Source organism: Pseudomonas sp. Root569 (assembly GCF_001427465.1).
Classification (GTDB): Bacteria; Pseudomonadota; Gammaproteobacteria; order Pseudomonadales; family Pseudomonadaceae; genus Aquipseudomonas; species Aquipseudomonas synxantha.
On record NZ_LMGQ01000023.1, the window covers coordinates 138591 to 164537 of the forward strand.

Sequence of the window (25947 nt, forward strand, 5' to 3'; positions counted from 1 at the left end):
GCTTGCCCCCGATGCAGGCGACCCGGTTTAAAGCCTTACACTGGCAAACGTCGATTCATTCCTGGCCTGGCTCAACGCCGACATCGGCCCCGACAACGGTGATAGCACCAACGCCTGGGGAATCGGCATCATCGCCACCTGCTGGGTGGTATTGGAGCCGACGCGCTCATCCCGCGGCGGTATGCCGAAGTATTCGCGGTAGCACTTGGAGAAGTGCGGCGTGGAGACAAACCCGCACACCGACGCCACTTCGATGATCGACATCGGCGTTTGCTTGAGCAATTGCCGCGCGCGGATCAGGCGCAGCTTGAGGTAGTAGCGCGATGGCGAACAATGCAGGTATTTCTGGAACAGCCGCTCCAACTGTCGACGCGACACGGCGACATATACCGCCAGTTCATCCAGGTCGATCGGCTCTTCCAGGTTGGCTTCCATCAGCGCGACGATTTCCTGCAGCTTCGGCTGGTTGGTGCCGAGCATGTGCTTGAGTGGCACGCGCTGGTGATCCTGTTCGTTGCGGATGCGCTCGTACACAAACATCTCGGAGATAGCCGCCGACAATTCACGCCCGTGGTCGCGGCTGATCAGGTGCAGCATCATGTCCAGCGGCGCGGTGCCACCGGAGCTGGTGAAGCGGTTGCGGTCGAGAGTGAACAGGCGTGTGCTCATGGACACCCGCGGGAAGGCTTCCTGCATCGACGCCAGGCATTCCCAGTGCACACTGCAATCAAAACCGTCGAGCAAACCCGCGCAAGCCAGCGCCCAGCTGCCGGTACACACCGCGCCGAGACGTCGGGACTGGCGCGCCTGGCTTTGCAGCCACGACACATGTTCACGAGTGACGGTGCGTTGGATACCCACGCCGCCGCACACGATGACAATGTCCAGGGCCGGCGCTTTATGCATGGAGGCATCGGGGGTGATCTGCAGGCCATCGCTGGCCCATACCTGGTTGCCGTCGACGCTCAGGGTCGTCCAGCGATACAGCTCGCGCCCGGACAACTGGTTGGCCATGCGCAGCGGTTCCACTGCCGAAGCCAGGGAAATCAGCGTGAAATTGTCCAGCAGCAAAAAGCCGATGGATTGAGGCGCACGGTTCTGGGGTTGGGCCCCGGAGTTGAACGACGTCATCGCGGTATCTCCTCACACAAAGCGGGTGTTGGCCTCAGGCGAGGCTCTTGTTATGGCGGTCATCCTCAGGAAGGCGACGCTTTGAATTGATAGAGCAAATGCCATGCCTAAATTGGATGGCTATTCAATAACTCCTGAAAACGACCTGTTGACGCGTCTATATAAGCCCGCACCTGGAGTGCCCGGCAGGTCGCATAACGAGTGATGTTCAAGGGGTGTGAGCAGATCGGTAGCACTTGTGGGAAGGCGCTTTGCGAGCGTAGGAGAAGTCTGTCACCCAAAGCACATTGCTCCGGTGATCGTGTAGGAATAGTTCGGAAGCTACTTATCTATTTGCGACGCGCTAAAAGGTGGCGTTTTTGGCTCGGGTGTTCACTTTATGAGCAGTGTTGACCGGACCACCGCTATCGGGAGCAAGCCCCCTCCCACACTTGACCGAGTTCCAACATGAGAATGTGGTCAAAAATGTGGGAGGGGGCTTGCCCCCGATGCAGGCGACTCGGTCTCAGCACTCAACAGCACTCACCGCCAACCCACCCCGCGAAGTCTCTTTGTACTTGTCATGCATATCCGCGCCGGTATCGCGCATGGTGCGGATCACCCGGTCCAGCGAGATGAAGTGCTGGCCGTCGCCACGCAGGGCCATTTGCGCCGCGTTGATTGCCTTGACCGCCGCAATTGCATTGCGCTCGATGCACGGCACCTGCACCAGCCCACCCACCGGGTCGCAGGTCAGGCCGAGGTTGTGTTCCAGGCCAATTTCAGCAGCGTTGCACACCTGCTCCGGCGTGGCGCCAAGAATCTCGGCCAAGCCGGCCGCGGCCATGGCGCAGGCTGAACCGACCTCGCCCTGGCAGCCAACTTCAGCCCCGGAGATCGAGGCGTTCTTCTTGCACAGAATGCCCACCGCTGCGGCGCCGAGCATATAGTCGACCACGTTGGCTTCGGTGACTTCCTCACTGAATTTCATGAAGTAATGCAGCACCGCCGGAATGATCCCCGCCGCACCATTGGTCGGTGCCGTGACCATGCGCCCGCCGGCAGCGTTCTCTTCGTTGACCGCCAAGGCGAACAGGTTCACCCATTCCATGGCGCTCAAAGTCGAGCCGATCACATTGGGTTTGCCCAGTTCCTGCAAGCTGCGGTGCAACTTGGCCGCGCGGCGGCGCACGTTCAAGCCGCCGGGCAGGATGCCTTCGTGCTTGAGGCCCTGCTCCACGCAATCCTGCATGGCGCGCCAGAGCTTCATCAGGCCACTGCGGATTTCCTCTTCGGAGCGCCAGGTTTTTTCATTTGCCAGCATCAGCTCGGCGACGCGCAGGTTATGGGTCTTGCACAGCTGCAACAGCTCCACTGCGCTGGAGAAATCGTAGGGCAGCTCGGTGCGATCCATGTCCGCCACTCCGCTCTGGGCCTGGGCCTCATCCACCACAAACCCACCGCCGACCGAATAGTAGGTATCACGGTGCAGTTCGCCATCATCGCCCCATACCACCAGGGTCATGGCATTGGGATGAAACGGCAGGTTTTCGTCGAGCAGGCGCATGTCCCGCGCCCATACGAAAGGCACCGGCAGGCGACCGTCGAGCAGCAGAGTGTCGGTTTCGCGCAGGGTGTGGATGCGCACGCCGATCTGTGATGGGTCGATTGCGTCGGGCCACTCGCCCATCAGGCCCATGATGGTTGCGGTGTCGCTGCCATGGCCGATGCCGGTGGCCGACAGCGAGCCGTAGAGCTGAACTTCGACGCGCCGCACCTGTTCCAACACGTCACGTTCACGCAACGCCTGGACGAACAACGCCGCGGCGCGCATGGGGCCGACGGTGTGAGAACTCGAAGGCCCGATGCCGATCTTGAACAGGTCGAAAACACTGATAGCCATTGCGGTAGAACTCCTCGATAAGCACGGCCAGGCTTGAACGAGGTGCTACGCTCAGATCGCCCAGATGGCGGCATCATCAAGCTTTTGTCGCCGCTCACGGCGTCTCACACCGACGCATCCATGCTCACCAGCGTCGCTCGCGTGCGAACGCCTGTTTCGGCCGTTTTTTGCGGTGCAGAGGGGTAAAAACAGCGGTTTCACCTTCGGAAAAATCTGTAAGCGACGTCATCGGTACTGGATGCGACCCTCCCTGTACTGGATACGACGCCCCCTGTAGGCGTCAGATTTTCACTGGTACATGATCAGTTCCGACTCGTTTGCAAGGCACCGTGCCAGAGCTGTTGTCGCACGCTCCAACCGCAACACTTATAAAGCGCGGCAAATGCCGCCAGAAAAAACACAGGAGTCTAGCCTTATGAAAGCTTCACCCTCGTTGTTGTTGGCCGCCATGTTGAGTCTGCCAGCCCTGGCAAACGCTGCAGAACCGGAACAGTGCAAGACCGTCAACTTCTCCGATGTCGGCTGGACCGACATCACCGTCACTACCGCGACCACCAGCGAAATCCTCAAGGGCCTGGGCTACAAGCCGCGCACCACGATGATTTCGGTACCAGTGACCTACAAGTCCCTGGCCGACGGCAAGAACATGGACATCTTCCTCGGCAACTGGATGCCGACCATGGAAAACGACATCAAGCAGTACCGTGATGCCGGCACCGTGGAAACCGTACGCGCCAACCTGGAGAACGCCAAGTACACCCTGGCGGTGCCCGAGGCGCTTTACGACAAAGGCCTGAAAGACTTCGCCGATATTGCCAAGTTCAAGGACGAGCTGGGCGGCAAGATCTACGGGATCGAGCCGGGTAACGACGGCAACCGCACTATCCAGACCCTTATCGACAAAGACGCCTTCGGTCTCAAGACCGCAGGGTTCAAAGTAGTCGAGTCCAGCGAAGCCGGCATGCTCTCCCAGGTCGAACGCGCCTCCAAGCGCAACCAGGCCATCGTGTTCCTCGGCTGGGAACCGCACCCGATGAACACCCGCTTCAAGATGAAGTACCTGACCGGAGGGGACGACTCGTTCGGCCCCAACTACGGCCAGGCCACCATCTACACCAATACCCGCAAGGGCTACACCCAGGAATGCAGCAACGTCGGCCAGTTGCTGAAGAACCTGGTGTTCACCCTGAACATGGAAAGCACGCTGATGGGCAATGTGCTGGACGACAAAATGAAGCCCGACGCCGCCGCCAAGGCGTGGCTGAAAAAGAACCCCCAAGTGCTCGACACCTGGCTTGCAGGCGTCAACACCGTCGATGGCAAACCAGGGCTGGAGGCCGTCAAAGCCTACCTGGACAAGTAACCACTATCCCGGGCCGTTAAGCCGGTCCGGGATGTTTCCCCCCTTCGCATGTGGACATTCACTACCATGCTGACTGAACAGAAAATCCCACTAGGCCAGTACATCGCTGCCTTCGTCGAATGGTTGACCCAGAACGGTGCCAACTACTTCGATGCAATCGCATCGACACTGGAAACGATGATCCACGGCGTGACGTTTGCGCTGACCTGGTTCAATCCGCTGGCATTGATCGGTCTGATTGCGCTGCTGGCTCACTTTATCCAACGTAAATGGGGCCTGACGGTCTTCGTCATCGCCTCCTTCCTGCTGATCCTGAACCTTGGGTACTGGCAGGAAACCATGGAAACCCTCGCCCAGGTGCTGTTCGCCACCCTGGTCTGCGTGGTCATCGGTGTGCCGCTGGGCATTGTTGCCGCGCACAAGCCGATGTTCTACACCATGATGCGGCCGGTACTCGATCTGATGCAGACTGTACCGACCTTCGTCTACCTCATCCCTACCCTGACCCTCTTCGGGCTGGGTGTGGTGCCTGGGCTGATTTCCACGGTGGTGTTCGCGATTGCCGCGCCGATCCGCCTGACCTACCTGGGTATCCGCGATGTACCGCAAGAGCTGATGGACGCCGGCAAGGCCTTTGGCTGCTCGCGCCGCCAGCTGCTCTCGCGTATTGAACTGCCCCACGCCATGCCGAGCATCGCCGCCGGCATTACCCAATGCATCATGCTGTCGTTGTCGATGGTGGTGATTGCCGCACTGGTGGGTGCCGACGGCCTCGGCAAGCCGGTGGTCAATGCACTCAACACGGCCGATATCGCCCTGGGCTTTGAAGCGGGCCTGGCCATCGTGCTGCTCGCCATCATGCTCGACCGTATCTGCAAACAACCCGACGCTAAAGTAGGGGGTGATGCATGAGCATTATCCGATTCGACAAAGTCGATGTGATCTTCTCCAAAGACCCACGCGAGGCGCTCAAGCTGCTGGACCAGGGCATGAGCCGTAACGAAATCCTGAAAAAGACCGGGCAGATTGTCGGCGTCGAAAACGCCAGCCTGGATATCGAGAAAGGCGAGATCTGTGTGCTGATGGGCCTGTCGGGCTCCGGCAAGTCGAGCCTGCTGCGCTGCATCAACGGCCTCAACATCGTGAGCCGTGGCCAGCTGTTTGTGGAGCATGAAGGACGCCAGATCGACATCGCCTCCTGCACCCCGGCCGAGCTGAAAATGATGCGCACCAAGCGCATCGCCATGGTGTTCCAGAAGTTTGCCCTGATGCCCTGGCTGACGGTGCGCGAAAACATCAGCTTCGGCCTGGAAATGCAGGGTCGCCCGGAAAAAGAACGACGCACCCTGGTGGATGAAAAGCTCGAACTGGTGGGCTTGAGCCAATGGCGCAACAAGAAACCCGATGAGCTGTCCGGCGGCATGCAGCAGCGTGTCGGCCTGGCCCGCGCGTTGGCGATGGACGCCGATATCCTGCTGATGGACGAACCCTTCTCGGCCCTCGACCCACTGATTCGCCAGGGTCTGCAAGATGAACTGCTGGAACTGCAACGCAAGCTGAGCAAGACCATTGTGTTCGTCAGCCACGACCTCGATGAAGCGCTCAAGCTCGGCAGCCGGATCGCGATCATGAAAGACGGCAAGATCATCCAGTACAGCGTGCCGGAAGAAATCGTGCTGAACCCGGCGGACGACTATGTGCGCACCTTCGTCGCCCACACCAACCCGCTGAACGTACTGTGCGGGCGCAGCCTGATGCGCACGCTGGATAACTGCACGCGGGTCAATGGTTCGGTGTGCCTGGATCCGGGCGGCGATTCATGGCTGGACCTGGCTGAAGGCAACACCATCCAGGGCGCACGCCAGAACGGCGTGGTGATGAATTTGCAGAACTGGGCACCGGGGCAAGCGGTGGAAGATTTGGGTCGGGTACCGACGCTGGTGGATTCGAATATCGGCATGCGCGATGCGTTGCAGATACGGTATCAGACGGGGAACAAGCTGGTGCTGCATGACAACAACAAGGTGGTAGGGATCCTGGGCGACAGTGAGCTCTATCACGCCCTCCTGGGCAAAAACCTGGGCTGACAAACACTGCAAAACAACTGAAGAAACTGGGTCAATGTAGGAGGGGGCTTGCCCCCGATAGCGGTGTATCAGTAACAGATGTACTGACTGACACACTGCAATCGGGGGCAAGCCCCCTCCCACATTTGGACCCAGTGGTGTCAGCAAGGACACCACTGGCTTTCAACTATCAGCTATAGACCCGGCCAAGGAGCTGCCGATGGCTTTCGAACTGATCGAGCACATCCCGGGTAATCTGTTCCTGGGTGAAGCCCATCAGGTCATATTCCTGCGGCCCATTATGCAGGTACACCTCGGCACGGTAGTAACGGGTGCGTTCTTCTTCAGGCAGGTCAGCCGGCGCCGCCGAGTAACCATCCAGGCTCACCTCGTAGACAAACGGGTTGCCCTCTTGCATCTCGATACGCACGCCGATGCAGCGCTTGGATTTGCCCAGCAAGGTCTGCACCTCCAAGCCTTGCTCACGCAGCGCAACCGCCGCTTCTTCCAGCGCCGGCGTTACGTGCTTGTCCATAAAGCGCTGCACGGTGGCCTGGCTCGGTTGCAGGTCCAGGGCGGTCAAGCGCTCGCTGAAACCACGGCGGCCACGCTCAGCCAGTTGCGCCTGTTCCAGTTCTGTCGCCACATCCTGGCGCATGGCCTTGTGCAAACCGAACATAAACAGGATCAGCACCACCGAAAACGGCAGCCCCGCCAGCACGACCATGGTTTGCATGGCTTCGAAGTTACCGGCAAACAGCAGGCCGATGGTCACCAGGGTGATCACCACCGACCAGAAGATCCGCAACCAGTGCGGCGCATCTTCATCCACATTGCCGCCTTTGCAGGACAGGTTGGCCATCATCACCGCGCCGGAATCCGCCGGGGTCAGGAACAGTACAAAGCCTACGAAGATCGACACGCCGATGACGACTTTCGACGCTGGGTAATGCTCAAGCAGTTGGTAGATGGCCATGGACGGTTGCTCCAGCGCCGTCTTGCCCAACTCCACGGCACCATGGTTCAACACCAGGTCCAGCGCCGAGTTACCGAAGATCGACAGCCATGCCAGGGTAAAGCCCAGCGGGATCAGCAAGACGCCGGCCACCAGCTCACGCACGGTACGACCACGGGAAATACGTGCGATGAACATGCCCACGAATGGCGCCCAGGAAATCCACCAGGCCCAGTAGAACAGGGTCCACAGGCCCATCCAGCGTTCGGTCTTGGCACCGTCGCCTTCATACACATAGAGGTCGAAGGTTTTCAGGATGATGCCGTTGAGGTAATCGCCGGTGTTCTGCACCAAGCCGTTGAGCAGGTGCAGGGTCGGGCCGAACAGCAGCACGAAGATCAGCAAGCCGCTGAACAGCACGATGTTCAGGTTGGACAGACGGCGAATGCCGTTTTCCACACCCGACACAGCGGCGATGGTCGCCACGGTGCTCATCACGATGATCACGATCAACAGGTTGGTATTGCTGTGCTCCATGCCGAACAGGTTTTCCAGCCCCGAGGACACCTGCATCGAGCCGATCCCCAGGTTGGTCACCAGGCCCAGCAGGGTCACGAACATACCAAAACCGTCTACCGCGTGGCCCGCCGCGCCCTTCACCCAACGCTCACCCACCAGTGGGTACAGCGCCGAACGCAAGGCCAGCGGCTGATTGTGACGGTAGGCAAAGTACGCTACGGCCAGGCCGACCAGTGCATAGATCGCCCAGCCGTGCAGGCCCCAGTGCAGGAAGGTCAGTTGCAGCGCCTGGCGGGCCGCACCATTACTGGCCGCAGCGCCCTCGGGCGGGTTGAAGTAATGATCCAACGGCTCGGACGCACCGAAATACAACAGCGAAATACCGATGCCCGACGAGAACAACATGCCCGCCCAGGCGCCGTAACTGAAGTCCGGGGTGTCGTCTTTACTACCCAGTTTCAATTTTCCGTAGGACGAAAACGCCAGGCCGACCACAAACACCAGGTAGGCGGCGATGACCACCATGTAGTACCAGCCAAAGCTTTTGGAAAGCCAGGCCTGGGCGACGCCGAGCATGCGCCCGGCCTCCTGCGGGGCGATGATCAGGATGGCGGTCAATAACAGAATCAGCGCGGTGGAGGTGTAGAACACCCAACCGTTGACCCGGACCTTTTCCGGCGGGGTCTTTATAAGAGAGGCAGAACTCATGGCGCAGATGCTCCAGGCAGTGCGAGAGAGAAACACAAGGCAGCGGTTATCCCGGGACATCGATTTTTCGGCAGTCGACGGACGGGTGTTATAAAGACACCCCGAAAATTCTTGAGCCGCCGAGGCGGTGATCAGGCTCTGATATGGCCTGTTTCAAGGGTTTTGCAGGTGTCAGCGGTTGCGGCCAGCAGGTAGGAAACATCTGTAGGTAGCGACCATTTGTCGCAGATCTTATTCTTTGTTGATTGAACGTTCAATCAAAACAAAATAGACTGGCCCTCAAGCCGACGGACGTTCTTCGCCCATCGGCAGGCCTAAGGAGAGGTGCTACATGCCCAAGGTCGGTATGCAACCCATACGCCGCCAGCAGTTGATCGAAGCCACATTGACGGCCATCGATCAGGTCGGGATGGGAGATGCCAGCATTGCGCTGATTGCGCGTCTGGCCGGCGTCTCGAACGGCATCATCAGTCACTACTTTCAGGACAAGAACGGCCTGATCGCAGCGACCATGCGTTATCTGATGAATGCGCTGATCGAGAACGTCCAGGAACGCCGGCGCGCCTTGAAGGATGACAGCCCACGGGCCCACCTTCAGGTGATCATCGAAGGCAACTTCGACGCCAGCCAGGTCAACGGCCCGGCAATGAAAACCTGGCTGGCCTTCTGGGCCACCAGCATGCATCACCCGTCATTGCACAGGTTGCAGCGGATCAACGATCACCGCCTGTATTCCAACCTGTGCTGCCAGTTCCGCCGTGCGATGCCGTTGTCCGAGGCTCGCAGCGCAGCCCGCGGCCTGGCGGCGTTGATCGACGGTTTATGGTTGCGCGGCGCTCTGTCGGGAGACGCTTTCGACACGGAGCAGGCGCAACGGATCGCTTACGAATACATGGATTTCCAATTGGCCAAGCAGGTGAGTTAGAGCCCTTATAAACGCTCAACCCCTGAACGTCCGCCGCTCAGTGTTGCCACAACCCCATGGCCCACTGTTCGGCGGGTAACGCCAACCACTTATGCACTTGCGAGGACTTTATGGCCCGTTTCGACCTGCAAAAACTCTACATTGACGGCGGCTACAGCGACGCTGGCAGCGATGCCACCTTCGAAGCCATCAACCCGGCTAACGGTGAAGTTCTCGCCCAAGTGCAACGCGCCACGAAAGAAGACGTCGAGCGTGCCGTAGTCAGCGCTGAAAAAGGCCAGAAGGTCTGGGCTGCCATGACCGCCATGGAGCGTTCGCGCATCCTGCGTCGTGCTGTCGACATCCTGCGCGAGCGCAACGATGAGCTGGCCGCCCTGGAAACCCTGGACACCGGTAAAGCCTTCTCCGAAACCAAGTATGTCGACATCGTCACCGGCGCCGACGTGCTGGAATACTACGCCGGCCTGGTGCCCGCCATCGAAGGCGAGCAGATCCCGCTGCGCGATACCTCGTTCGTCTACACCCGCCGCGAGCCCCTGGGCGTGGTCGCCGGTATCGGCGCATGGAACTACCCGATCCAGATCGCCCTGTGGAAATCCGCCCCGGCCCTGGCCGCCGGTAACGCGATGATCTTCAAGCCAAGCGAAGTCACTTCGCTGACCACCCTGAAACTGGCCGAGATCTACACCGAAGCTGGCGTTCCAGCAGGCGTGTTCAACGTCTTGACCGGCAGCGGTCGTGAAGTCGGCACCTGGCTGACCGAGCACCCGCGCATCGAGAAAGTCTCGTTCACCGGCGGCACCGACACGGGCAAGAAGGTCATGGCCAGCGCTTCGAGCTCCTCGCTCAAGGAAGTGACCATGGAACTGGGCGGCAAGTCGCCGCTGATCGTGTTCGAAGATGCCGACCTGGATCGCGCCGCCGACATCGCGATGATGGCCAACTTCTACAGCTCCGGCCAGGTCTGCACCAACGGCACCCGTGTGTTCGTGCCTAAGCACCTGCAGGCTGCGTTTGAAGCCAAGATCCTTGAACGCGTTGCGCGCATCCGTGTGGGTGACCCGCAGGACGACAACACCAACTTCGGCCCGCTGGTCAGCTTCGCCCACATGGAAAGCGTGCTGGGCTATATCGCCAAAGGTAAGGAAGAAGGCGCCCGCCTGCTGTGCGGCGGCGATCGCCTGACCGACGGCGACTTCGCCAAGGGCGCCTTCGTGGCCCCGACCGTGTTCACCGACTGCACCGACGAGATGACCATCGTCCGTGAAGAAATCTTCGGCCCGGTGATGAGCATCCTCACCTATGAAACTGAAGAAGAAGTGATCCGCCGCGCCAACGACACCGACTTCGGCCTGGCTGCGGGCCTTGTGACCAAGGACCTGAACCGCGCCCACCGCGTGATTCATCAACTGGAAGCGGGTATCTGCTGGATCAACGCCTGGGGCGAGTCCGACGCCAAGATGCCGGTCGGTGGCTACAAGCAATCCGGTGTGGGCCGTGAGAACGGCATCAGCTCGCTGAACAACTTCACCCGCATCAAATCGGTACAGGTTGAGCTGGGCGACTACGCCTCGGTGTTCTAACACCCGAGCCTTGTATTGCCTATAAGGCCGCCATCGGGGGCAAGCCCCCTCCCACCTTTGACTGTGTGAACCCGATCAAATGTGGGAGGGGGCTCGCCCCCGATGAGGCCTGACCTGACTAGACTTCAAAGAGGGTGCATCCAATGTCCCAAGAATACGATTACATCATTGTGGGTGCCGGCTCCGCCGGTAACACCCTGGCGACCCGTCTGACCGAAGACGAAGGCGTCACCGTTTTGCTGCTGGAGGCCGGTGGCCCCGACTACCGCCTCGACTTCCGGACCCAGATGCCAGCTGCCCTGGCCTTCCCGCTGCAGGGCCGCCGCTACAACTGGGCCTACGAAACCGATCCAGAGCCACACATGGACGGTCGTCGGATGGAATGCGGCCGCGGCAAGGGCCTGGGTGGTTCGTCGCTGATCAACGGCATGTGCTACATCCGTGGCAACGCCATGGACTACGACAACTGGGCGAAGCTGCCGGGCCTGGAAGACTGGACCTACCTCGACTGCCTGCCGTATTTCCGCAAGGCCGAAACCCGTGACATCGGGCCCAACGATTACCACGGTGGCGAAGGCCCGGTCAGCGTGACCACGCCGAAAGCGGGCAACAACCCGCTGTTCCACGCCATGGTCGAAGCCGGCGTACAAGCCGGCTACCCGCGTACCGAAGACTTGAACGGTTACCAGCAAGAAGGCTTCGGCCCGATGGACCGTACCGTCACGCCGAACGGCCGTCGCGCCAGCACCGCACGCGGTTACCTGGACACGGCTAAAAAGCGTTCGACCCTGACCATCGTCACCCACGCCCTCACCGACAAAGTGTTGTTCGAAGGCAAGCGAGCCGTAGGCGTGCGCTACCTGATCGGTGCCGCCGAAGAGCGCGTCGAAGCTCGTGCGCGTAAAGAAGTGCTGGTGTGCAGCGGCGCAATCGCTTCGCCACAACTGCTGCAACGCTCCGGCGTCGGCCCGGCCAAACTGCTGGAAAGCCTCGACATCCCGGTGGTCCACGACCTGCCAGGCGTCGGCGAAAACCTGCAGGACCACCTTGAGCTGTACCTGCAATATGCGTGCACCCAGCCGGTGTCGCTGTACCCATCATTGCTCTGGTACAACCAGCCTGCGATTGGTGCCGAATGGCTGTTCAACGGCACCGGCATCGGCGCCAGCAACCAGTTCGAAGCCGGCGGCTTTATCCGTTCGCGTCCGGAATTCGAATGGCCGAACATCCAGTACCACTTCCTGCCGGTGGCGATTAACTACAACGGCAGCAACGGTGTGAAAGAGCACGGTTTCCAGGCACACATGGGCTCCATGCGTTCGCCAAGCCGTGGCCGCGTGCAACTGAAGTCGAAGAACCCACGGGACTACCCGAGCATCCTCTTCAACTACATGGCCACCGAGCAGGACTGGCAGGAGTTTCGCGATGGCATCCGCCTGACCCGTGAAATCATGCAGCAGCCGGCACTGGATCAATACCGTGGCCGCGAAATCAGCCCGGGTATTGAAGTGCAAACCGATGAGCAGCTCGACAAGTTCATCCGCGAGCACGCCGAAACCGCGTTCCACCCGTCCTGCTCGTGCAAGATGGGCACCGACGAGATGGCCGTAGTGGATGGCGAAGGCCGCGTGCATGGCATGCAGGGTCTGCGTGTAGTCGATGCGTCGATCATGCCGATCATCACCACTGGCAACCTGAACGCGCCGACGATCATGATCGCCGAGAAAATCGCCGACAAGATCCGTGGCCGCAAGCCGCTGCCGCGCAGCAGCGCCGACTACTACGTGGCAGGCGATGCGCCGGTGCGTGGCAAGCCGATGCGTGAAGTAGGCCCTACTGCGCAGTAACTGATACACCGCGGCGCCTGATATCGCAGGCAAGCCAGCTCCCACATTTGACTGTGTTCACAAATCAAAATGTGGGAGCGGGCTTGCCCGCGATGAGGCCCGACCCGACACCGCAAGCCCCCCGCCTACACTTTCCTTGATCAGCTCTGCGCCCCGGCCTACTCTGTTGGCCTGCCGCGCGCCGAGCCGCCCACAAGGAAGGTCCCATGTTCGAACACCACGCCCCCCTCAAACAGCACTTCAGTGCCCTGCGCACCCGTGCCGAATTCTTCTCCCTGCGCTACGTACGCGAATCCGGTCAGTACCTGTCGGTACGCAAGAACGTCGCCGAACCACCACATCTGAGCCACGATGAAGGCGCCATGCTTACCGTGCGTCTCAATGGTGTGGAAGCCTATGCCGCGACCTACGACATTTCCCTTGCCGGCCTGCAAGCGGCCCTTGAGCGCGCCGAACAGCAAGCCCGGCTGATCCAGCCCCACGCCCTGCTCGACCTGCACCAGCAGCCGGTTTCCAATGAAGTCGCCGACTACCTGTCTCCGGACCTTGATCAGCCCTTCCCGTCCCTGAGCGACTGCTACCAATTGCTCGGCGATGAATCTGCCGCCGTGCCCAAGGATGAACGCCTGGTGACTTGGGAAGTCAGCCTGGGCACCACCCATGTTGAGCAGATCTACCTCAACAGCGCCGGCGCGCAATTGCGCCAGGCTCAGCGCTTCGTCTTTCCTGGCCTGAGTGTCACCGCCTTCGACGGCAACGACAGTCAGACCCGAACCCTGGGCGGTACCAACTTCGGCCAGCAAGGCAGTGCCGGCGTGATCCAGCGTTTTGGCCTGGTTGGCGCTGCCAGCCAGGTGGCCGACGAAGCCCTGCAATTGCTGCTCGCACCGAACACGCCCCACGGCCCACGTGATCTGCTGTTGATGCCTGACCAGATGATCCTGCAGATCCACGAATCCATCGGCCACCCGCTGGAGCTGGACCGTATCCTCGGGGACGAGCGCAATTACGCCGGCACCAGCTTTGTGAAGGCCAGCGACTTCGGCCATCTGCAATACGGCTCACCTTTGCTCAACGTGACCTTCGACCCGGACATCCCCGAACAACTGGCCAGCTACAGCCACGACGACGACGGCAGCCGCGCCAGCAAGCAATTCCTGATCCGCGACGGCCTGCTGCTCAAGCCCTTGGGCGGTGCGCTGTCGCAATTTCGCGCCAACCTGCCAGGCGTCGCCAACAGCCGCGCCTGCAGCTGGAACCGCCCACCCATCGACCGCATGGCCAACCTGAATATCGAGGCCGGCGATAAAAGCCTCGCGCAACTGGTGGGCGGCATCGAACACGGCATCCTCATGTCGACCAACCGTTCGTGGTCCATCGACGATGCGCGCAACAAGTTCCAGTTCGGCTGCGAGTGGGGCCAGTTGATCGAAAACGGCGAACTCAAGGGCGTGGTGAAGAACCCCAACTACCGGGCGATTTCCGCACAATTCTGGCGCAAGCTCAGCGCCGTCGGCGATGCCAGCACTTTCAAGGTATTGGGCACGCCGAACTGTGGCAAAGGCGAGCCCAACCAGGTGATCCGCGTTGGCCATGCATCGCCGGCCTGCGTGTTCAGTAACGTCGACGTATTTGGGGGAGATGCCTGATGGATAACTTCAAGGCATTGGTGGACTGGCTCAAGCAAGCCATCACCGACAAGGAACAATTTCACCTCGGCTACGCGGATGAGTCGTCCGAATTCGTGCGCTTCAATCACGCCAAGGTACGCCAGGCCGGACAGGTGCAACAGGCCAGCCTCAACCTCAAGCTGATCGACGATGGTCGCCATGCGGACCTTGGCATCACCTTGTCCGGCGAGGCTGAACTGGACCGCCAGCGGCTCGCCGATGGCCTGGAACAACTACGCCAGACCCTGCCGCTGCTGCCCCAGGATCCGTACCTGCTGCTCAACCACAACGCCTGGCAAAGCCACAACGAACAATTGCGACCGCTGCCGGACATGGCGCAAGTGCTGCAAGACATCAGCCTGGCTGCCGAAGGCGTAGACCTGGTCGGCTTCTACGCAGCCGGGCCCATCAGCCGTGGGTTCGCCAGCTCCGAGGGTGCATTCGGCTGGCATCGGGCCAATAGCTTCAACTTCGATTTCAGCCTGTTCCACGCCAATGGTGAAGCGGTAAAAGCCAGCTACGCCGGGCACACCTGGAACAGCGCCGAATTCACCGCCCGCTTGCAGCAAGCGCGCGAGCAGCTGGCGTTTCTCGGTCGCCCGCTGCACAACCTGGCGCCCGGCCAGTACCGGGCCTACCTCGCCCCGGCAGCGCTGGAAGAAATCATCAGTATCATCACCTGGGGAGGGTTTTCCGCCCAGGCCATCGCCAGCAAGAGCAGTTCATTGCAGCGCCTGTATGCCGCTGAGCAGTCGCTGAGCCCGCTGGTGACAATCGATGAGCAGATCAGCGGCTCCCTGAGCCAGGCGTTTTCCACAGAGGGCTACCCGCGCGAGGACGTCACCCTGATCGGCGCCGGCAAGGCGCTAGGCCAACTGGTGAATTCGCGCAGCGCCGCCGAATACGGCTTGAGCGCCAACGGCGCGAGCAGCGATGAATCGCCCAGCGCCCTGCAGATGGCGCCAGGCAGCCTGGCCCAGGCCGATATCCTCAAGCAGTTGGGCACCGGCCTGTATATCAGCAACCTGTGGTACCTGAATTATTCCGACCTGCCGGCGGCACGCCTGACCGGCATGACGCGCTTCGCCACGTTCTGGGTGGAAGACGGCGAGATCAAGGCGCCGGTCAGCACCATGCGTTTTGATGACAGCGTCTTCCAGTTGCTCGGTTCGCAATTGGAAGCGCTGACCGCTGATCGGGAGCTGCTGCTGTCGGCCAGTACCTACAGCCAGCGCAATACGGCCTCCAGCCTTCTGCCTGGCGCCTTGGTAAAACGCCTGACGCTGACCTTGTAAGCACCGGCTCCCTATGGGAGCGGGCTTGCTCGCTCCCACATTGGACTGCATCTCTCCTGTGCGGCCTGTTGTCGCCTGCAAAAAACCTCGATATAACGGTTAGTGGCCACCCGCCACCCCACCCACGAGAGCACGACCTTGCCTGGGAAAGGGCAAGCTGGAGCGTTGACATGAACCATGGAAGTTTTGTCATTGAAAAGCTGGTCAAGCACTACAACGTTCATGTTGAGCAACTAGGAAACAATCCTGAAAAGAAAACCGTACTGATGGTCAACGGCGCGCTCTCCACCACCCGCTCCTTTGCCCGTACCAGCAAATGCCTTGCCGAGCATTTCAATGTGCTGCTGTTCGACCTGCCCTTCTCAGGCTATTCACGCGAACACAACACCGACCTCGACCTGGTCAACAAGGATGACGAAGTACAAATCCTGCGCGCCCTGGTGGAACGCTTCCAGGTCAACCATCTGGTGTCGGCCTCGTGGGGCGGCATCTCCACGCTGCTGACCTTGGCGCACAACCCGCCCTCCATCGAAAGCTCGGTGGTGATGGCCATGGCGCCCAACCTCAACCAGGCCATGCTCGAATACGTGGAGCGCGTGCGCGTGTTGATCGAGGCCGATGACAAGTCTGCGGTCGGTCACCTGCTCAACGAAACGGTCGGCAAATATCTGTCTCCCCGCCTCAAGCGCAACAATCACCGGCACCTGTCGAGCATGGCCACCACTGAGTACCGCCAGGCGCGCTTTCATATCCACCAGGTACTGGACTTGGGCGATGGCAACTACTTGCCCACACTCCAGCAGATTAAAACCCCAGTGCACTTTCTCAACGGCACACTGGATGAATACACTCCGGCCACGGACGCCCAATTGTTCAAACAGTATGTAGGCCGCAGCAGCTTCGCCGTCGCCGCACACACTGGCCATCTACTGGACCTGGAGTCCTGCGAGGCGGCATTGGCAGTGCACCGCGCGTTGTTGGATTTTCTAGTGGGCGAGCATGCAGCGTTATCGGACTTAGATGAACCACCAGTGGGAAAAAACTTAAGGGTTAGCGCATAATCGCCAACACATAGCCTGCTAATCAAAGGGTCTCCATGCCGAATCGCGCCCCTCTCGATGCCAAGACCGCCCGCTGGCTACCCTGGGTGGTAGCGATTGCCTTCTTCATGCAGTCGCTGGATGGGACGATCCTCAACACTGCGCTGCCGGCCATGGCCCGGGACCTGGCGGAAAACCCGTTGCGCATGCAGGGGGTGGTGATCGCCTACATGCTTACCGTCGCCTTGCTGATTCCTGCGTCGGGCTGGATCGCCGACCGCTTCGGCACCAAGAAAATCTTCTTTGGCGCGATCATGCTGTTCAGCATCGGCTCGCTGCTGTGTGCATTGTCCAGCAGCCTGACCATGCTGGTGGGCGCACGGGTGATCCAAGGCTTGGGCGGTGCGCTGATGCTGCCGGTAGGGCGCTTGGTAGTACTGCGGGCTTATCCGCGCTCCGAGCTGGTACGCATCATGGGCTTCATTACCATCCCCGGCCTGCTCGGCCCATTGCTGGGCCCGACCATGGGCGGCTGGATGGTGCAATACCTGACCTGGCACTGGATCTTCCTGATCAACCTGCCGGTGGGCATGATCGGTTGCTACGCCGTGTGGAAGTTCATCCCCGACCTGCGCGGCAGCGAACGCACGCGCTTCGACGGCCTGGGTTTCCTGCTGTTCGGCGCAGCCATGGTGTTGATCACCATCGCCATGGAGGGCCTGGGCGAACTGCACCTGCCGCACCTGCGGGTGATGTTGCTGCTGTTCGGTGGGCTGGCGTGCCTGGCGGCGTACTGGTTGCGCGCCGGGCATATCGATAGCCCGTTGTTCTCCCCGATACTGTTCAAGACCCGCACCTTTGCCGTGGGCATTCTCGGTAACCTGTTTGCGCGGCTGGGCAGCGGCGCATTGCCGTTCCTGGTGCCGCTGCTATTGCAGGTGGCGCTGGGCTATTCGCCGTCGGAAGCCGGGATGAGCATGCTGCCGCTGGCGGCGGCGGCGATGTTTGCCAAGTCCGTGGCCAGGCCGCTGATCGAGCGCCTCGGCTACCGCATCGTGCTGACCGGCAACACCTTGGCCCTGGGCCTCATGCTGGCGAGCATGGGCCTGGTCGGCGAGCACACGCCCTACCCGCTGCTGTTGGCCATGCTGGCGGTCCTGGGGGCGATCAACTCCCTGCAATTCACGGCAATGAACACCGTGACCTTGATCGACCTCGACGACGCCCAGGCCAGCAGTGGCAACAGCTTGCTGTCGGTGGTGGCGCAATTGTCCCTGAGCCTGGGCGTGGCCTGCGCCGGTGCATTGCTCGGCGGCTTTACCGCCGAGGCGGGCAACGACGGGGTGGAAAGCGTGCTCGGGGCCTTCCAGCTGACCTTCCTCACCGTGGGTATCATGGCGATGCTGGCGGCGGCGATCTTCCTGCAATTGTCGCCAAAAGACGGCAAACGAGTGGTCAGCCGCGAGCACGATATCGAGCACTGACGGGCTTCTCGTCTAGAACTTGCAGGGAAAATCCCACGGGGCTGGTACACTACGCGACATTTTGTTTTGCAGAGCCAGTCCCGTGACTACCATCGCCACCGCTTTTAATACTTTGCCCCTGTCCGCCGCCATGCTGGCTAACCTCGACTCGCTGGGGTATGTCGAGATGACGCAGATCCAGGCGCAAAGCTTGCCGGTGATCCTCAAGGGGCTGGACCTGATTGCCCAGGCCAAGACCGGCAGCGGCAAGACCGCCGCCTTCGGCATCGGCCTGTTGAACCCGATCAACCCACGCTACTTCGGTTGCCAGGCACTGGTGATGTGCCCGACCCGTGAGCTGGCCGACCAGGTCGCCAAGGAAATCCGTCGCCTGGCCCGTGCCGAAGACAATATCAAGGTGCTGACCCTGTGCGGCGGCGTGTCCCTCGGCCCGCAGATCGCTTCCCTGGAGCACGGTGCCCACGTGATCGTCGGCACCCCGGGCCGTATCCAGCAGCACCTGCGCAAAGGTTCGCTGGTACTGGATGGCTTGAACACCCTGATCCTCGACGAAGCCGACCGCATGCTCGACATGGGTTTCTACGACGCCATCGAAGACATCATCAGCAAGACCCCGCCACGCCGCCAGACCCTGTTGTTCTCGGCCACCTACCCGGTGAGCATCAAGCAACTGGCGTCCAAGTTCATGCGCGCGCCCCAGCAAGTGAAAGCCGAAGCGTTCCACTCCGATGACCAGATCGAGCAGCGCTTCTACGAGATCTCCCCGGAAGAACGCATGGATGCGGTGACCAAGGTCCTGGCGCACTTCCGCCCGGCTTCCTGCGTGGCGTTCTGCTTCACCAAGCAGCAAGTGCAGGAAACTGTCGACCACCTGACAGCCAAAGGCATTTCCGCCGTCGGCCTGCACGGCGACCTGGAACAACGCGACCGTGACCAGGTACTGGCGATGTTCGCCAACCGCAGCACCTCGGTGCTGGTGGCTACCGACGTGGCTGCCCGTGGCCTGGACATCGACTCGCTGGACATGGTGATCAACGTCGAACTGGCCCGCGACTCGGAAATTCACATCCACCGCGTCGGCCGCACCGGTCGTGCCGGAGAGACCGGTATCGCCATCAGCTTGGTGGCGCCGTCCGAAGCGCACCGCGCCCAGGCCATCGAGCAACTGCAGAAGTCGCCACTGAACTGGGACCAACTGGACAACCTCAAGCCGCAAAGCGGGGGCCCGCTGCTGCCGCAGATGAGCACCCTGTGCATCGCCGCCGGGCGCAAGGACAAGGTCCGCCCAGGCGACATTCTGGGTGCATTGACCGGTGAAGCCGGCATTCCGGGCGCCCAGGTCGGCAAGATCGCAATCTTTGATTTCCAGGCATTCGTGGCCGTGGAACGCGGGATCGCCAAGCAGGCGTTGCAGCGTTTGAATAATGGCAAGATCAAGGGCCGATCGTTGCGCGTGCGGATCTTGTAAATATCTCGCACACCAATGGAGATTCAAATGTGGGAGGGGGCTTGCTCCCGATAGCGGAGTCTCAGTCAATATAGATGTGACTGAACCACCGCCATCGGGAACAAGCCCCCTCCCACATTTGACTGTATTTCAATTCAGAATTTGTATGAGGACACCGTCTTGCGCTCGACCGAAGTTGTGATCATTGGCGCCGGCGCCGCAGGCTTGATGTGCGCACTGACCGCCGCCGGGCGCGGGCGCAAGGTGATGCTAATCGACCACGCCAACAAAGCCGGCAAGAAGATCCTGATGTCCGGTGGTGGCCGCTGCAATTTCACCAATATGTACACCGAGCCGGCCAACTTCCTTTCGCACAATGCACACTTCTGCAAGTCGGCCCTGGCGCGCTATACCCAGTGGGATTTTATCGCGCTGGTCGCCAAGCACGGCGTGCCCTACCACGAGAAGAAACTCGGCCAGCTGTTCTGCGACAACAAGTCCAGCGACATCCTCGGCATGTTGCTCGATGAGTGCATCCAGACCGGCGTGAGCCTGCACCTGGACACCTCCATCGAGGCAATCGCCAAACTCGAAAGCGGTTATCAGTTGCAGACGACTCTGGGCGAGTTGCGCTGCGAGTCGTTGGTCATTGCTACCGGCGGCTTGTCGATCCCGACACTGGGCGCCACCGGTTTCGGTTACCAAGTGGCCAGGCAATTCGGCCATGAACTGTTGCCGACCCGCGCCGGGCTGGTGCCGTTCACCATCACCGACCAGCTCAAGGAGTTGTGCAGCGAGTTGTCCGGCACCTCGGTGGATTGCCTGGTCAGCTGCAACGGCCAGAGCTTTCGCGAGAACATGCTGTTCACCCATCGCGGCCTGAGCGGGCCGGCGATTTTGCAGATCTCGTCTTACTGGGAATCCGGCGACACACTGGAGATCAACCTGTTGCCCGATCATGACGCCCATGACTGGCTGCAACAGCAACAGGCCGAGCATCCCAACAGCGAGCTAAAGACCCTGCTGGGGGAAATTTTCACCAAGAAGATGGCCAACCTGCTGGCCCAGAGCTGGTTCGAATCCAAACCGATGAAGCAGTACACCCATGCTGAAATTGCCGATATCGCGCAAAAGCTTGGGAGCTGGCAACTCGTACCGGCCGGTACCGAGGGCTATCGCACTGCCGAGGTAACCTTAGGTGGAGTGGATACGCGGGAAGTGTCGTCCAAGACCATGGAATCACTGAAAAGCCCTGGCCTGTACTTCATCGGCGAAGTGCTGGATGTGACCGGTCACTTGGGCGGGTTCAACTTCCAGTGGGCCTGGGCTTCGGGCTACGCAGCCGCGCAATATGCCTAACGCAACACAGTAAAATGTGGGAGGGGGCTTGCCCCCGATGGCGGTGTATCAGTCACCTGATGAGCTGGCTGACACAATGCTATCGGGGGCAAGTCGAATCGTCGCACCGCCCCTCCCACATTGGTTTTGTAGTGATCTTGAAAAATTTGCTGTTGGATGTGATCACCACCCTTGCCGTGGCGTCCTTGATAGCTCAATTTAGCGACACTGTCCCGGAAGACTCCAGACTTCATGTCATCGACCTCGTTCAAGCAGTCCATGCGGCGCCTGTGGGCGCTGGATAAATTCAGCTACAGCGTACGGGTGTTCATCGCCCTCACCGGCAGCATGGCGCTGTGTTGGTACCAGGATGAAATGACGCTGCTGATCCCGCTGTTCCTGGGGATTATCGCCAGCGCCCTGGCCGAGACCGATGACAGTTGGCAAGGCCGTCTCAACGCCCTGGCGGTGACGCTGGTGTGTTTCAGCATCGCTGCGCTGTCGGTGGAGTTGCTGTTCCCCTACCCGTGGATCTTTGCCCTGGCCCTGGCCCTGGCCAGTTTCTGCCTGACCATGCTCGGCGCGTTGGGTGAGCGCTATGGCGCGATTGCCTCGGCCACCTTGATCCTGTCGGTCTACACCATGATCGGCGTTGACCAGCGTGGCGGCGCCGTCACCGACTTCTGGCATGAACCGTTGCTGCTGGTGGCCGGCGCCGCCTGGTACGGGGTGCTGTCGGTGCTGTGGCAGGTACTGTTTTCCAACCAACCGGTGCAGCAAAGCCTGGCGCGATTGTTCCGTGAGCTGGGGCGTTACCTCAAGCTCAAGTCATCCTTATTCGAACCGATACGCCAGCTGGATGTGGAAGCACGCCGCCTCGAACTGGCCCAGCAAAATGGCCGGGTGGTCGCGGCATTGAATGCGGCCAAGGAAATCATCCTGCACCGCGTCGGCAACGGTCGGCCGGGCTCGAAGGTCAGCCGCTACCTGAAACTCTACTTCCTGGCCCAGGACATCCACGAGCGCGCCAGTTCCTCCCACTACCCCTACAACGCCCTCACCGAAGCCTTCTTCCACAGCGATGTGCTGTTCCGCTGCCAGCGCCTGCTGCGCCAGCAAGGCAAGGCGTGCCAGACCCTGGCCGAGTCGATCCAACTGCGCCAGCCATTCATCTATGACGACAGCTTCGCCGAAGCCCTGGGCGACCTCAACGCCTCCCTGGAACACCTGCGCATCCAGAGCAACCCGGCCTGGCGTGGCCTGTTGCGCTCGTTGCGCGCCTTGGCGGCCAACCTGTCCACCCTCGACCGCCTGCTGGGCGATGCCAGCAACCCCGACGCCCTGGCCGACGCCACCGACAGCAACCTGCTGGACCGCGCCCCGCGCAACCTCAAGGAAATGTGGACGCGCCTGCGCACCCAACTGACCCCCACCTCGCTGCTGTTTCGCCATGCCCTGCGCCTGTCCCTGGCGCTGACCATCGGCTACGGCACCCTACATGCGATCCACGCGTCCCAGGGTTACTGGATCATCCTCACCACCCTGTTTGTCTGCCAGCCCAGCTACGGTGCTACGCGGCGCAAGCTCGGCCAGCGCATCATCGGTACCGCCATCGGCCTCACCGTGGCCTGGGCGCTATTCGACCTGTTTCCCAACCCCGTGGTGCAATCAATGTTCGCCATCGCCGCGGGCCTGGTGTTCTTTATCAACCGCACCACGCGCTACACCCTGGCCACGGCGGCGATCACCCTGATGGTGCTGTTCTGCTTCAACCAGGTGGGCGATGGCTACGGGCTGTTCCTGCCGCGGCTGTTCGATACCTTGCTCGGCAGCCTGATCGCGGGGCTGGCGGTATTCCTGTTCCTGCCGGACTGGCAAGGCCGGCGCCTGAACAAAGTGCTGGCCAATACCCTGACCTGCAACAGCATCTACCTGCGCCAGATCATGCAGCAATACGCCGCCGGCAAACGCGACGACCTGGCCTACCGCCTGGCCCGCCGCAACGCCCACAACGCCGATGCCGCACTGTCCACCACCCTGGCGAATATGCTGATGGAGCCGGGACACTTCCGTAAGGAAGCCGATGTGGGCTTTCGCTTCCTGGTGCTGTCCCACACCCTGCTCAGCTATTTGTCAGGGCTGGGTGCGCACCGCGAAACCCAACTGCCGGCCGATGTGCGCGAGCATTTGATCGACGGCGCCGGGCACGCCCTGGCATTGAGCATCGATGAAATCGCCAGTGGGCTGGCGAATAAACAACCGATTGCGATTCAGAGTGATGCCGAAGAAGCGTTGGCGGCAGAGCTGGAGCAAATGCCCGATGAGATCGACGAAGGGCAACGGTTGGTGCAGACGCAGTTGGCGTTGATTTGCCGGCAGTTGGGGCCGTTGCGTACCTTGGCTGCGCATTTGATCAAAGATACCAGCGCGGCTTAGGCCGCTAACGGGAGCAAGAACGCTACATCCCATGCGCCTTCATCAACCGCGCATAACTGCCATCAGCCTTCATCCTGGCAATCTCCCGGTCAAAACCGGCGACGATCTGCGCATGCTCGGGGTTCTTCAGGCTGACCAGGATGTGCAGGCTGTTCTCGCTCAATGGCTTGCCCACAAACACCACGGCATCGCGCACCCGCGGCGACTCCCGCGCCAGGTAATAGCGCGCTACGTATTCATCCTCCAGCGTCAGTCGCACACGCTGCGCCGCCAGCATGCGCACGGCCATGGCGAAGTTGTGCACTGGCACTTTCTGCAACTGGGTGTCTTGATCGAATGCCGCCGAGTAGGCATAACCGCGCACCACGGCGATGGCCTCGTCGTGCAGTGCGTCCAGGCTGTGATATTCGATGGCATCGTCGCTACGCTTGAGAAAGCGCACACGGTTAAGCAAGTACTCGCCGGAAAACTGCCCCAGGTGCGTGCGGTCCTCGTTATACCAGGCGTTGATCAGCACGTCGTAGCGCCCATCCCCCACGCCCTTCAATGCGCGCGCCCAGGGCACCTGTTCAAAATCACTGGCGTACCCTGCGCGGGCCAGGGCCGTACGGACGATATCAGTAGCCAGGCCGCCATTGACCAAGGTGGCATCAGTAAACGGTGGCCAACCATCCGCCACCAGGCGCAAACGTTGTGCCAGCGCCGGTTGCGCCAGCAGCAGCACTGCGATCAAAGCAACGGCACGAGTCAATCGCGGCATGCTTAAAGTCCTTGGCGGGCAGGCGATGGCCTGATAACAGTAGCTCATCAATGAGCTTGCATTGCAGATTACACAAAGAAGCCCGCGGCGCATGCACAGAATGATGGCAAATTGACGCCATTCACAAAATGGCCGATTTTAGACAGCAGCGCCCGTCGCGCTTACTATCCCTGGCAGGTCTTTATAAGAGCGCACATCATGACGGTTGATTGGGTCTGCAAACATCACGACGACTTGGGCAAGGAACAGCTGTACGCCATCTTGCGCCTGCGCAGCGAGGTCTTCGTCGTCGAACAAAAATGCGTCTACCAGGACATAGATAGCCAGGACCTGGCAGGGGATACTCATCACCTCATGGCCTGGCAAAATGATGAGCTGGTGGCCTACCTGCGGTTACTCGACCCGGAGTCCCAGGGCGGCGATGTGGTGATTGGCCGCGTTATCGTAGCAAAGGTGGCACGGGGCAGCGGGCTGGGGCATCAAATGATGGAAGAGGCGCTCAAGCGCGTTGAGGATATCTGGCCGCAAACACCGGTTTACCTGTCGGCGCAGGCACATTTGCAGAGCTATTACGGACGGTATGGGTTTGTGGTGGCGGGCGAGGAATACCTGGAAGACGATATTCCACATATCGGTATGCGGCGGGCTTGAGGGCCTCATCGGGGGCAAGCCCCCCCTGCCTCAGGGATAACCCAGCACTTGCTTGATCGCCGCAAGATTGGCCTCGATCCACCGCCGATCAATCGCGCCCCACTCACGAATTCGATAATTCCCCGCGTGGTTGCGCGCTCCCTCTTGCTGCTCAAACTCGCAGACGATATCCAGGTCCGCCAATGCCGCAATCGTGTCCTGGGCCGTACGCCGGGGCATGCCGGTGGCTTCGGTAAGCGCCGGCACACTGCTGGCCGACTGGCTGTCGATCAGGTACGCCACGTAAAGGCGGCGGTAGAAGCTGCTTTTGGTCTTGCTCACATCCATGGTCAGTCGCCTTATGGTTAGGGCTTACCCTGCAAATCGCGCCAGGTGAGGTACACACGCAGGTCGAATTCCACCTGATGGTAGCCCGGCAGCATGTATTCGCAGAGTTTGTAGAACGCCTTGTTGTGGTCCGACTCCTTGAAGTGGGCCAGCTCATGCACCACGATCATGCGCAGAAACTGCGGCGCCGCCTCCTTGAACAGCGAAGCGATGCGAATCTCCTTCTTGGATTTGAGATTACCGCCCTGCACCCGCGAAATCGTAGTGTGCAAACCCAGGGCGCGATGAGTCAGGTCCAGCCGGTTGTCGAACAGCACTTTATCAATAGCGGGTGCGTTGCGCAGGTGCTCCTGCTTCAAGGCCAGGGCATAGGCGTACAGGGCCTTGTCGCTCTGCACGGCGTGGCGTTCGGGGTAACGCTGTTCCAGGTAGGCGCCCAACTGGTCTTTGGCAATCAGTTGGCGCACCTGCTCCTGGAGCGCAGCGGGATAGGCCTGGAGGTATTTCAACGCGGTCATGG

Annotated in this window: 20 protein-coding genes; 14 read left to right on the forward strand and 6 right to left on the reverse strand. The window is 60.7% G+C overall.

All coding sequences use genetic code 11. The features are described from left to right. Positions 1 to 27 precede the first annotated feature (27 nt). Complete coding sequence (locus ASD70_RS16190; protein WP_043046168.1) at positions 28 to 1131, reverse strand: GlxA family transcriptional regulator; 1104 nt, start codon at positions 1129 to 1131, stop codon at positions 28 to 30. A 505-nt stretch (positions 1132 to 1636) separates the two neighbouring features. Continuing rightward, positions 1637 to 3013: an L-serine ammonia-lyase gene (locus ASD70_RS16195; protein WP_056846928.1), complete on the reverse strand. Its 1377-nt coding sequence runs from the start codon at positions 3011 to 3013 to the stop codon at positions 1637 to 1639. Positions 3014 to 3428: 415 nt separating this feature from the next. Here ASD70_RS16195 and ASD70_RS16200 point away from each other — a divergent pair, with 415 nt between their 5' ends. The 3 genes from ASD70_RS16200 to choV all read left to right on the forward strand — a co-directional run bounded on the left by ASD70_RS16200 (position 3429) and on the right by choV (position 6463). Beyond that, positions 3429 to 4376 (forward strand): choline ABC transporter substrate-binding protein, encoded by a 948-nt coding sequence (locus ASD70_RS16200; protein ID WP_046069867.1) that lies wholly within the window; start codon positions 3429 to 3431, stop codon positions 4374 to 4376. A 66-nt stretch (positions 4377 to 4442) separates the two neighbouring features. Continuing rightward, complete coding sequence (choW, locus tag ASD70_RS16205) at positions 4443 to 5288, forward strand: choline ABC transporter permease subunit (RefSeq protein WP_046069868.1); 846 nt, start codon at positions 4443 to 4445, stop codon at positions 5286 to 5288. Continuing rightward, a complete protein-coding gene (choV, locus tag ASD70_RS16210; protein ID WP_056846929.1) occupies positions 5285 to 6463 on the forward strand; it encodes a choline ABC transporter ATP-binding protein in 1179 nt (392 codons plus the stop codon). Before choW ends, choV begins: the two co-directional genes overlap by 4 nt. A gap of 169 nt (positions 6464 to 6632) precedes the next feature. On the opposite strand, the gene ASD70_RS16215 is transcribed toward choV, so the two are convergent. Further along, positions 6633 to 8567 (reverse strand): BCCT family transporter, encoded by a 1935-nt coding sequence (locus tag ASD70_RS16215; protein ID WP_233518734.1) that lies wholly within the window; start codon positions 8565 to 8567, stop codon positions 6633 to 6635. A 388-nt stretch (positions 8568 to 8955) separates the two neighbouring features. Here ASD70_RS16215 and betI point away from each other — a divergent pair, with 388 nt between their 5' ends. From betI to yccS, 10 genes are all read left to right on the forward strand, one after another. After that, a complete protein-coding gene (betI, locus tag ASD70_RS16220; RefSeq protein WP_043046178.1) occupies positions 8956 to 9549 on the forward strand; it encodes a transcriptional regulator BetI in 594 nt (197 codons plus the stop codon). A 110-nt stretch (positions 9550 to 9659) separates the two neighbouring features. After that, a complete protein-coding gene (gene betB, locus ASD70_RS16225) occupies positions 9660 to 11132 on the forward strand; it encodes a betaine-aldehyde dehydrogenase (protein ID WP_043046181.1) in 1473 nt (490 codons plus the stop codon). A gap of 143 nt (positions 11133 to 11275) precedes the next feature. Then, complete coding sequence (gene betA, locus ASD70_RS16230) at positions 11276 to 12979, forward strand: choline dehydrogenase (protein ID WP_056846930.1); 1704 nt, start codon at positions 11276 to 11278, stop codon at positions 12977 to 12979. Between the two features lie 206 nt (positions 12980 to 13185). Continuing rightward, positions 13186 to 14628 carry a TldD/PmbA family protein gene (locus ASD70_RS16235; RefSeq protein ID WP_056846931.1) on the forward strand — a complete coding sequence of 481 codons (1443 nt, stop codon included), beginning with the start codon at positions 13186 to 13188 and terminating at the stop codon, positions 14626 to 14628. After that, positions 14628 to 15944, forward strand: coding sequence for a TldD/PmbA family protein (locus ASD70_RS16240; protein WP_056846932.1), 1317 nt, complete (start codon positions 14628 to 14630; stop codon positions 15942 to 15944). The genes ASD70_RS16235 and ASD70_RS16240 overlap by 1 nt, the downstream gene beginning before the upstream one ends. Positions 15945 to 16114: 170 nt before the next feature. Beyond that, a complete protein-coding gene (locus ASD70_RS16245; RefSeq protein WP_046069873.1) occupies positions 16115 to 17005 on the forward strand; it encodes an alpha/beta fold hydrolase in 891 nt (296 codons plus the stop codon). A gap of 35 nt (positions 17006 to 17040) precedes the next feature. Next, on the forward strand, positions 17041 to 18468 hold the full coding sequence (gene mdtD / locus ASD70_RS16250) for a multidrug transporter subunit MdtD (RefSeq protein WP_056846933.1): 1428 nt from the start codon (positions 17041 to 17043) through the stop codon (positions 18466 to 18468). A 130-nt stretch (positions 18469 to 18598) separates the two neighbouring features. Then, complete coding sequence (gene dbpA / locus ASD70_RS16255) at positions 18599 to 19936, forward strand: ATP-dependent RNA helicase DbpA (RefSeq protein ID WP_235577295.1); 1338 nt, start codon at positions 18599 to 18601, stop codon at positions 19934 to 19936. A gap of 159 nt (positions 19937 to 20095) precedes the next feature. Then, complete coding sequence (locus tag ASD70_RS16260) at positions 20096 to 21274, forward strand: NAD(P)/FAD-dependent oxidoreductase (protein WP_056846935.1); 1179 nt, start codon at positions 20096 to 20098, stop codon at positions 21272 to 21274. Positions 21275 to 21505: 231 nt separating this feature from the next. Further along, the gene (gene yccS / locus ASD70_RS16265; protein WP_056846936.1) at positions 21506 to 23689 is read left to right on the forward strand and encodes a YccS family putative transporter; all 2184 of its coding nucleotides are present in this window, start codon (positions 21506 to 21508) and stop codon (positions 23687 to 23689) included. Between the two features lie 22 nt (positions 23690 to 23711). Here the strand turns inward: yccS and ASD70_RS16270 are convergent, their stop codons facing one another. Continuing rightward, entirely contained in the window at positions 23712 to 24449 is a 738-nt protein-coding gene (locus ASD70_RS16270) for a substrate-binding periplasmic protein (protein WP_046069877.1), read from the reverse strand. Positions 24450 to 24647: 198 nt separating this feature from the next. Between ASD70_RS16270 and ASD70_RS16275 the strand changes: the two genes are divergently transcribed. Beyond that, a complete protein-coding gene (locus ASD70_RS16275; RefSeq protein WP_056846937.1) occupies positions 24648 to 25100 on the forward strand; it encodes a GNAT family N-acetyltransferase in 453 nt (150 codons plus the stop codon). A 30-nt stretch (positions 25101 to 25130) separates the two neighbouring features. On the opposite strand, the gene ASD70_RS16280 is transcribed toward ASD70_RS16275, so the two are convergent. Together ASD70_RS16280 and ASD70_RS16285 are read right to left on the reverse strand one after the other, a co-directional pair. Next, entirely contained in the window at positions 25131 to 25427 is a 297-nt protein-coding gene (locus tag ASD70_RS16280; RefSeq protein WP_056846938.1) for a winged helix-turn-helix domain-containing protein, read from the reverse strand. Between the two features lie 17 nt (positions 25428 to 25444). Next, complete coding sequence (locus tag ASD70_RS16285; protein WP_056846939.1) at positions 25445 to 25945, reverse strand: M48 metallopeptidase family protein; 501 nt, start codon at positions 25943 to 25945, stop codon at positions 25445 to 25447. Between the last annotated feature and the right edge of the window lie 2 nt (positions 25946 to 25947).